Origin of the sequence: Clostridium sp. (assembly GCF_026168755.1) — a bacterium.
GTDB lineage: Bacteria > Bacillota > Clostridia > Clostridiales > Clostridiaceae > Clostridium.
The window spans coordinates 1-11,294 of the sequence record NZ_JAPFDR010000068.1 but is presented as its reverse complement, the minus strand read 5'-3'; the positions used below and the strand labels follow the sequence as shown (position 1 = coordinate 11,294).

Here is an 11,294-nt window from a genome sequence, read left to right as displayed (position 1 = left end):
GCTGGTTTACTTTAACTATATTCTGTTCAATTTTCAAAGACCATTTACTCTGTCGCACCGAAGCGACTTCCTTATCTTATCACTGAGAAACTTTTCTGTCAACATCTTTTTTCAACATTTTTTGTTGTTTTTGTTAACTTACTTCACTTCCTATCTTTCGACTTATCAGCGGTCCTTTTGGACAAGACTTATAATATCATTATATTAATATATTAACCAATACTGTATTATTATATTCAGAAATTAGTTTAGTTTTTCTGTATTTTTCATAAATTTTCTTAATAATACTTATATTGATACACAAGGATACGTTCACTTATTTAATTTGAATATTCAATCAACTATATTACCTTTACCATCATATGTTTATAAATCCTCCCTCCTCCCTTTTCATAGTGTCCTTTTTGATTTTACACTATTAAAGTCATTGATATTACTATCTTTAAGACTCAACAGATTTATACTTTTCCTAGATATGAAAAAGAGAGCTAAAATATATTTTTATTTCAACTCTCTTACTATTAATTAATATTTTTAAACAACTCTTTTTTTAGGAATTATAAGCGGATTATTTTCTAACCCCTTTACCTCTTCATTATCATCAATTAATGTTCCTTTATCTGTAATTGTATTATTCATAGTTACATTATTCCCTATAACAGTATTTTGAAGTATAACACAATTTTCAATTACACTACCTTTTCCAATATAAACATTTCTTCCTATAACACTATTTTTAACTGTTCCTTCAATATATGAACCATTAGCAATAATAGAATTTACTACACTACTTGTTTCAGTATATTGCGTTGGGCATGCATCCTTTGGTTTTGTATATATAGGAAAATTATTATAGAATAATTCTTTATTTACTTTTTCATTTAAGAATTCCATGTTAGCATCATAGTATGCTCCTATGGAATTAATGCAAGCCAAGTACCCCTTGAACTCATATCCACCAACTTTTAATTTATCTATATTTCCATTAATATAATTTTTTATCTTTTTATATATTCCACCTCTAATACATTCATATATCATGTCTATAAAAAGATCAGTTTTCATTATATACATTTCCATATTTATATTAGCACTATTCTTTAAACCTACATTTTCTCCAACACCAGTTACTCTACTGTTTTCATCTAAGTTTAAAACTTGGCATCCAATAAAGCTATCTTCTATATGCTTAACATTTTTATATACTGTTGTTACATCATTACCTTGTGCAATGTGATACTTAATTAATTCACTATAATTTATATTGCAAATCATATATGATGAGCAAATCAAAGTATACTCTTTTTTACTATAATCAAAATAATCTATGTTTTCTAAAAAGTTATGAACATCATCATGTACCGGATCAATATCACCAAAATTAAATACCTTTAATCCATCCTTTTTGCGATGCATATCCCACGGCCTACCATTTGTCAAATGATCCATTAGTGATCTTGACTTATTTTTTGTAAATATTCCTATTACTTCAATTCCTGAATTAGTCATATTAGATAATACAAAGTCAACAACTCTATATCTACCTGCTATAGGTAAAGATGCTAAAGGTCTTCGTCTTGTTAGCTCTATAGTTTTTTCTTCATTTTCATCTAAGTTAATTACACCAATACAATTATTCATATTTTCTCTTTCCCCTCCTATACTATACTTCCATTGCATCTATTACAGTTCCACTTTTAACATCTTCTTTAGATGCTATAACAGATATTTTTTCACCATTACCAATCTTACAATCTCTTCTTATCTTTGCTTCTCCACCAATAATAGCTTTATTAATTATTACACTATCTCCTATTTTGGCATCAGTCATTATTACAGAATCTCTTATAATAGTATTTTTCCCTATATAAACACCCTCAAATAATACAGAATTTTCAACTATTCCATGCACTGTGCATCCTTCAACTATTAATGAATTTTTCACATTTGCATCTTTTCCAATATATTGAGCTGGTCTTACAGGGCTAACAGAGTATATCTTCCAATCATCCTCATATAGATTTAACCCACTTTCCCTCTTTAATAAATCCATATTTGCTTCCCAAAGACTATTTATAGTACCAACATCTTTCCAATATCCTTTAAATGGATAAGCCACTAACCTTCTACCTTCATTTAACATTTTAGGAATTATGTTTTTACCAAAGTCATTGCTAGATTCTTTATCCTTTTCATCTTCCTTTAATGCTTGTCTTAATAGTTTCCAATTAAATATATAAACTCCCATGGATGCCATATTACTCTTAGGATTCGCAGGTTTTTCTTCAAACTCATATATTGATAGATCTTCATTAGTATTCATTATTCCAAATCTAGAAGCCTCTTTCATAGGAACTTCAATTACTGCTATTGTAGCTTCAGCATTCTTTTCCTTATGGAATTGAAGCATTCTATCATAATCCATTTTATAAATATGGTCACCTGATAAAATTAATACATATTCTGGATTATATCTATCTACAAATTCAATATTTTGATAAATTGCATTTGCAGTTCCCTTATACCAATTCCCCCCCTTTTCCTCTTGGTATGGTGGTAATATACTCACTCCTCCATCTCTTCTATCTAAATCCCATGGATTCCCTATTCCAATATGTGCATTAAGTTCTAATGGCTTATATTGAGTTAGTACTCCAACTGAATATATACCTGAATTTGAGCAATTACTTAAAGGAAAATCTATTATTCTATATTTTCCTCCATAAGGTACTGCTGGCTTAGCTAATTTCTTCGTTAAAACACCTAATCTTGAACCTTGTCCTCCTGCTAATATCATAGCAACCATTTCTTTTTTTCTCACTATTTTCCCCATCCCCTCTTAACTTAATACTATACAATTTAGTGTATCTACTTAATTACATTTTTTTATTTATGTTAATTTTGTAATTTTGCTATTATTTTGTACTATTTTGTTAGTATATATTTATTTATAAAAACTAGATATAATTTATATATCTAAACGCCTTTGTTAAATAATATTCCATTAATTAAAAAATATTCAAACTAAAATTTAAAAAGTAAGGCACTTTGAAATTATAAAAGTGCCATACTATTTTATAGAACCTTTAATATTATAAATTTATGTGCTTCTATTAAAACACTTGTCGATCCATTTTCTACTATATATTCTTTATCTTTATCTAATAAATCCCAAATTTCCCCATTTATATTGTTAATTAATATATCTCCTTCTTTTTCCATTGTATTGACTACGATAATTATTCTATCTTTATTTAAAATTCTTTCATATCCTAATATTCCATTGTTAAATTCTAAGAATTCTATTTCTCCACTCCTTAAAGCCTCTTCACTAACTCTAATAACTGATATCTTTCTATAAAATTCTAATATATCATTATTTTCTTTTCCCCATGGATATGATTTTCTATTGCTTGGGTCCTTTCCTCCAGTCAAGCCAGCTTCATCTCCATAATATATTAATGGAACGCCTGGTAATGTCATTTGAATTACTATTGCCTCTTTTAACTGATTGACATTATTATTTAGCATAGTTAATACTCTTTCAGTATCATGGTTTCCAAGAATATTCATAGTTGAATAAAAGTATTCCTTAGGATAGTTTTCTTTTAATGATAAATACTTTTTAATAAAATATTTGCTATCTATATAGTTTCTGACCAAATCTAAAATTATTTGCCTCAAAGGATAATTAGTTACAGAATCTAACTCATTTCCGAATAGATACTCTCTTTTCCTATTATAACTAACCTTATTTGATGCATCTTCCCATACCTCACCAATTAGTACGCTATCTTTTTTTACTTCTTTAATTTTCTTTTTTAAAATCTTAATAAATTCATCTGGTAATTCATCTGCAACATCTAATCTCCAACCGCCTGCACCAAGACTTAACCATTTTTCTATAATAGAGTTATCATTTCTAATTATATAATCCAAATAACTTGGATTAAGTTCATCTACATTAGGCATATTAGAAAATCCCCACCAAGTTTCATATAGATTAGGATAATCATTAAATCTATACCACCTATAATATGGAGATTGTAAAGACTGATAGGCTCCTAAAGAATCATAATTCCCATATTTATTAAAATATTTACTATCACTTCCCGTATGACTAAAAACCCCATCTAATATAATTCTCATGCCTAACTTTTCCGCTTCACTACATAAATCTTTAAATATTTCTTCATCTCCAAACATAGGATCTATTTTCTCATAATCGCCAGTATCATACTTATGACAGCTAGGAGAATCAAATATTGGATTAAAATATATTACACTTACACCTAATGACTTAATGTATTCCAATTTCTTTTTTACCCCTAAAAGATTTCCACCATAAAAATCCCATCTCACTATATTTCCGTCCATATCTTTTATATACATTGGACTGTCATCCCAATTTCCATATATAAAAGTATTCTTTTTAGGATTTAAAACTTTTCCTTCATCTTCTCCATTAAAAAACCTATCCACAAATATTTGATATATAATTCCCTCTCTATACCAACTAGGTACTTCTTGCTTAGAATATATAGTTATCTGGTAGCTTACTGGCTCATTAAAATATACCTGGCCTATCCCACCTAATGATTCTATATTATTTCCATAAATAATATCCATTCCACAGTAATTAACTCTAAAGTAATAATATATTAAACCCTTATTATTTGATGTATCTACTTCGGCTTCATAAACCCAATTATTTACTGAACTATTCCATCCAATTTCGTTCATTTGAATTTCTATCTGATTGTTATAAAAATTTATTAAATTAATATAAACTGAACATCTTTTACTAGTCCATAATCTGATTCGCACCTTAGTTCCTATACTAACTGCACCAAAAGGATTCCTTAATTCAAGGTTGTGAGAATCATGGAAAATTTGTATATCATCCAAATTCACATTCCCCCTAAAGATTTTTATATATTACAGTTGAACCCCAAATTCCTGTTGCATATTCCTGAATAGTTCTATCAGATGAAAATATTCCTGAATGTGCTATATTAATGCCACACATCTTTTGCCATCTTTCTTTATCCATATATAATTTATTAACTCTTTCTTGTGCATCTAAATAAGAATCAAAATCCTTTAATACAAAAAATTCATCATTATAGGTTAATAAATTTTCATATATACTTCTAAACCTATCTTTATCTCTACAATATTTACCATTAATTAAATCATTCGTAACCCTTTGTAATCTAGAATCCTTATTGCATATATCCCATGATGAATATCCACCATTCTTATGATAATTTAATACCTCTTCAGCATTTAATCCAAAAATAATAATATTATCCTCACCAACTTCATCTTTAATTTCAATATTAGCACCATCTAATGTTGCAATAGTTATTGCTCCATTCATCATAAACTTCATATTAGAAGTACCAGATGCTTCTTTTGTTGTTGTTGAAATCTGTTCACTTAGGTCAGTTGCTGGAATTATTTTTTCAGCTAATGAAACTTGATAATTCTCCAACATTACAACCTTAATTTTTTCATTCACTCTCAGATCATTATTTACAGTATCTGCAACCCTACAAATTAACTCAATTGTATTTTTGGCTAAATAATATCCTGGTGCTGCTTTTCCTGCAAAAATAAAAGTTCTTGGTATTATATCTAAATTAGGATTATCAATTAGTTTATTATAAAGATCCATTATTCTTAAACAGTTCAATGTTTGACGCTTATAAGCATGAATCCTTTTGATTTGAACATCAAAAATTGAATTCGTATCTATAACTATTCCATTACTTTTATAAATCTCTTGTGCTAATCTTTCTTTATTACCCTTTTTTATTTCTCCAAGTCTTTTTAAAACATTTTTATCATCAAGATAATTTCCAAAGTTCTCTAAATCAGTTGGATGTTTTATAAAACTTTCACCAATAGTATCAAGTAAAAGATTAGTTAACTCTGGATTAGACCTAATTAACCATCTCCTGTGAGTTATACCATTAGTTTTATTATTAAACTTTGATGGATATAAATAATAAAAATCAGACATTTCCTTTTTCTTTAATATCTCAGTATGAAGTTTTGCTACTCCATTAACGCTATGGCTACCCACTATAGCTAAATTAGCCATTCTTACATATCCATCACCTATAATAGCCATTCTTGATATCTTATCCCATTGACCTACATACTTATTCCAAAGTTCCCCACAATATCTCTTATTTATTTCTTCTATAATCATATAAATCCTTGGTAACAAACTTTTAAACATATCAATAGGCCACTTTTCTAAAGCTTCAGCTAAAATTGTATGATTAGTGTATGAAATTGTATTTTGAGTTATCCTCCACGCATTCTCCCAAGACAATCCCTCTTCATCAATTAATATCCTCATTAACTCTGGAATTGCTAATGTTGGATGCGTATCATTGATGTGTATTGCTATCTTTTCATCTAGTAATTTAATGTCTCCCTTGTGCTTTTTATAATGCCTTACTATACTTTGTATTCCTGCAGAAACAAAAAAATACTGTTGCTTTAATCTAAGCATTTTTCCTTCATAAAATGAATCCTCTGGATATAGAACTAAAGATATTGCTTCTACTGAATTTTTATAAGATATTGCTTTTAGAAAATCTCCTCTACTGAATGATGAAAAATCAAACTCATTTGATACTGGCTCAGCACTCCACAACCTTAAAGTATTTACTACTTCATTTTCATAACCAACAATTGGTGTATCATATGGTACTGCTAAAACAGGCTCATAGTTAACATGAGTAAAAGTTAATTTGCCATTAACATAATCAGAAACAATTGTTCCTCCAAATTTAACTATCTCAGCTTTGTCTTGCTTCTTTATTTCCCATACATTTCCCTCTCTTAACCAGTTATCAGAAGCTTCAACTTGCTGACAGTCTACTATTTTTTGTTCAAAAAAACCATATTTATACCTTATTCCGCATCCATGTCCAGCAATATTTAAGGATGCCATAGAGTCTAGAAAGCAAGCTGCTAATCTCCCTAATCCTCCATTACCCAATCCTTGATCATGCTCTAAATTTTCAATTTCCTCTAAATCAATATCCAACTCATTTAATGCTTCTTTACAAATATCTCTTATTCCTAAATTCAAAAGAAAATCACCTAATAGTCTGCCTAATAAGAATTCCATTGAGAAATAGTATACTTGTTTTTCTCCAGTTTGATTGTACCTACTATTAGTATCCATCCATGTACTAATCACATAATCTCTAATCAAACTTCCCAATGCTTCATATTTTTGTTGATTACTTCCTTCTTTTAATTCTTTTCCATGTAATTGAACGAATTTATTGTTATAATCTCTTTTAAATGAATTCTTATCGATTGATAGCATATATCTACCTCCTAATAGCTTAATCCATTAAGATCTATTAACTACTCCTTCATATAACAACTTATATTGCATAGCTGATTTTTCCCAGCTGTTATCTGAATTCATAGCTTGTCTGATTATGTTACTCCAAGCATTTTTATCGCTGTAGATTGTTAATGCGTATTCCATAATTTGCATTAATTCATTTGAATTAAAATTTTTAAACCCAAATCCATTCCCTACTCCATTGTATTGATTATAAGGAGATATTGTGTCTTTTAACCCTCCAGTTTCTCTTACAATAGGAATTGATCCATATCTTAATGCTATTAATTGCCCTAATCCACAAGGTTCAAATAATGACGGCATTAAAAACATATCAGTTGCAGCATATATCTTGTGTGCTAAAGTATTATCAAACTTTATATTAGCTGAAACTTTATCTCTATATCTATGTTGTAAATTCTTAAATGTTTCCTCATACCAATAATCACCTGTTCCTAATATAACAAGCTGTATATCTCTTTGAAGTAGCCTATCTATCATATTAACTATCAAGTCACAACCCTTTTGATGAGTTAGCCTAGATATTAATCCAATCATAGGTGTATCTTTCTTTTGTGGTAATCCTAACTCTCTTTGAAGAGCTAACTTATTTTCAACTTTATTATCTATTGAATTAATATTAAAGTTTTTAAATATAAATTTATCATCTTGTGGATTAAACTCTTCATAATCTATTCCATTAACTATTCCCATTAAATAATAGCTTTTACTTCTAAGAAATCCATCTAATCCTTCACCATATTGTGAAGTTTTTATTTCTTCTGCATAAGTATTACTTACAGTTGTGATTTGATCACAGTAATTCAATCCCCCTTTTAAAAAGCTTACTGAACCATCTAGCTCTACACTTCCATTAGCTAATGGCATATAATCATAGCCAAATAACTCCGGTAATACTTTAGGTGAAAAACTTCCTTTAAATAGTAAATTATGAATAGAAAATACTGTTTTTATTTTTGAGTAAAATTCATCTTTTTTATATTCTAAATTAAGTAGTACTGGTACCATTCCTGTTTGCCAGTCATTACAATTTATTAAATCTGGTTGCCAATCAATTTGCTTAATAAACTCTAAAACAGCTCTATTAAAAAATGCAAACCTTTCTCCATCATCAAAATATCCATATAACCCATCTCTATTAAAATAATATTCGTTATCTATGAAATAATAAATTACTCCCTTATATTGATATTGAAAAATTCCACAATATTGATTTCTCCAACCTACAGAAACAGTAAACCATTTTACAAACTGGAATTTTTGTTTTAACTCATCTTTTATATTTTTATACTTCGGTATTACTACCCTGACATCTACACCTAGTTTTACTAGTGATTTAGGCAATGCTCCCATTACATCTCCTAAACCCCCAGTTTTAATAAATGGATGCGCTTCTGATGCTACAAACAATACTTTCATCTATTTACACTCCCTATTTAGATTTGTTATTTACCTTTAAAATAATAGCTGCCATTGGTGGAACTTTAATTTTTATTGAATATGGTTGATTATTACAAGCAATTTCCTCTGCTACTAATTTATCAGTCATTACTTGTCCTGATCCTCCATAAATTTCGCTATCTGTATTAAAATCTTCTATATATTCAGCCAATAGTGGAACACCAACTCTAAAATCATATCTAACTACAGGTGTATAATTACATATGAATATTAAAATCTCATCATTTTTACTATCCTTTCTTATAAATGAATATATGCTTTCATCGCAATTATCTGCATCGATCCATTCATATCCTTCTGGTTTATAATCACCTTCCCATAAGGCCTTATTTACCTTATAATAATGATTCATATCTTTAAAAAATTGTTGGGTCTTCTTATGCATATCATATTCTTCAATTAGGTTCCATTGTAATCCTTCATATTCACGCCATTCTATAAATTGACCAAATTCTGAACCCATAAACATTAATTTCTTTCCTGGATGTCCCATCATATGCGCTAAATAGACTCTAACTCCGGCAAATTTATTCCAATAATCTCCCCACATTTTATTTACAAGTGAACCTTTTCCATGTACAACTTCATCATGTGATATAGATAATATAAAGTTCTCGGAATAATGGTATGCCATTGAAAAAGTGAGCTTATGATGATGATACTTTCTATTTATCGGATCCTCTTTAATATATTTTAAAGTATCATTCATCCATCCCATATTCCATTTAAAGTTAAAACCTAATCCATCCTCTTCAACTGGTTTAGATATTTTAGGCCATGCTGTAGATTCTTCTGCAATTGTCATTACAGTAGGAAATTCCTGGTGTAGTGCCGTATTATATTCTTTGATAAACTGTATTGCTTCTAAATTTCCACATCCTCCATAAATATTAGGGAACCATTCTCCATCATTTCTTCCATAATTAAGATACAACATATTTGATACTGCATCATTTCTAATACCATCTATATGAAATTCTTTTATCCAATAAAAAAGATTTGATATTAAGAAACTCTTAACTTCTGGTCTTCCTAAATCAAAATTAAAAGTCCCCCATCCCTTATTTTCTCTTTTCCATTCTTCCTCATATTCATAAGTTGGAGTTCCATCAAACATATATAATCCATGTGCATCTTTACAAAAATGACTTGGTACCCAATCTAATATTACTCCTATACCGGCTCTATGCAGTTCATCAATTAAATACTTAAAATCATTTGCATTTCCATATCTACTAGTTACTGAGTAATATCCTACACCTTGATATCCCCAAGATGCATCTAATGGATGCTCTAATAATGGTAAAATTTCTACATGAGTATATCCCATGTCTACTAAATACTTCGGTAATTCCTCAGCTATTTCTTTATATGTTAAAAACTCTCCATTTTTAGTTTTCCAAGATCCTAAATGTATTTCATAAATATTAATTGGACTTTCATACATATTAAATCTTTTTCTCTTCATCATCCAACTTCTATCATTCCATTTATACTTAACATTCTCACTAATTATAGATGCGGTTTTTGGTCTCTTTTCTGATTCAAAAGCATAAGGATCTGCCTTATATTTATGTTCTCCATGAATACTTTCTATTGAATATTTATATTTTTCTCCAGGCTCTATTCCTTCTATAAATATACTCCATAGTCCTAAATCCGATACCTTGTCCATTTTATAATCTTCTTTTACTTCAAAGTTAGAAAAATCACCTACTACATATACATTTTCTGCCCTAGGAGCCCATGTTGTGAATCTCACACCTCTTTTTCTTTTTTCAGAAATAACATGTGCTCCCATAAAAGCATATGCTTCATAGTGCTTTCCTTGATGAAATAAAGAAATATTATCCTTACTTAATTCACATTTTACTTTCTTTTTTACAACTTTATTTTCTTTTTTATTATCTGAAATTTTGCTACTTATCTTCTTATTTACCGACTTAATATCTTCAATAGTCTTTTTTTTACTATTCTGCGTGACTGCTGCTAACCCTTCTCCTCTCATGTGAATCCCCCTTCATCTTTTACTCTATTGTAATTATTTTCTATTATAGTAATTATTTCTCTATTTTATAATTCTACCATCAAGTTTTTATACTGTTCAACTTCTTTTAACCGACATATAATCTAATAATCTCTAATATAAAAATATATCTTTATCTCATTTATGATATATTCTGTCGTTTTACTTTTTCTGCTGTTTATTCTTGTCTATATTTAGATATATTTTTCTCTATTTTTATGTATATCGTCGATATTATATTACTTATAAGATTTCTTTTTATTTTATTAATCGAGTAGGAGGTAGATAATTATTTTATCTACCGACCTCTCACACCACCGTGCGTACCGGTCTGGTACACGGCGGTTCTTTAAGTTTAATGAATTTTAATATATTGACGCGTTAGGCTTTTCAAGCCTAAGTCGT

Annotated in this window: 6 protein-coding genes; all 6 read right to left on the bottom strand. The window is 28.9% G+C overall.

Features of this window, described 5'->3' with window-relative positions; translation table 11 throughout:
• Positions 1-534: 534 nt before the first annotated feature.
• The gene (gene glgD, locus Q0Y03_RS14320; RefSeq protein ID WP_297714491.1) at positions 535-1,641 is read right to left on the bottom strand and encodes a glucose-1-phosphate adenylyltransferase subunit GlgD; all 1,107 of its coding nucleotides are present in this window, start codon (positions 1,639-1,641) and stop codon (positions 535-537) included.
• Between the two features lie 22 nt (positions 1,642-1,663).
• Complete coding sequence (locus Q0Y03_RS14315; RefSeq protein WP_297714490.1) at positions 1,664-2,821, bottom strand: glucose-1-phosphate adenylyltransferase; 1,158 nt, start codon at positions 2,819-2,821, stop codon at positions 1,664-1,666.
• Positions 2,822-3,075: 254 nt separating this feature from the next.
• Positions 3,076-4,914, bottom strand: a complete 1,839-nt coding sequence (locus Q0Y03_RS14310) for an alpha-amylase family glycosyl hydrolase (protein WP_297714489.1) — start codon at positions 4,912-4,914, stop codon at positions 3,076-3,078.
• Between the two features lie 7 nt (positions 4,915-4,921).
• Positions 4,922-7,357 (bottom strand): glycogen/starch/alpha-glucan phosphorylase, encoded by a 2,436-nt coding sequence (locus Q0Y03_RS14305; RefSeq protein ID WP_297714488.1) that lies wholly within the window; start codon positions 7,355-7,357, stop codon positions 4,922-4,924.
• A gap of 27 nt (positions 7,358-7,384) precedes the next feature.
• A complete protein-coding gene (gene glgA, locus Q0Y03_RS14300; protein WP_297714487.1) occupies positions 7,385-8,821 on the bottom strand; it encodes a glycogen synthase GlgA in 1,437 nt (478 codons plus the stop codon).
• Positions 8,822-8,834: 13 nt separating this feature from the next.
• Positions 8,835-10,871: a 1,4-alpha-glucan branching protein GlgB gene (glgB, locus tag Q0Y03_RS14295; protein ID WP_297714486.1), complete on the bottom strand. Its 2,037-nt coding sequence runs from the start codon at positions 10,869-10,871 to the stop codon at positions 8,835-8,837.
• Positions 10,872-11,294: the final 423 nt, after the last annotated feature.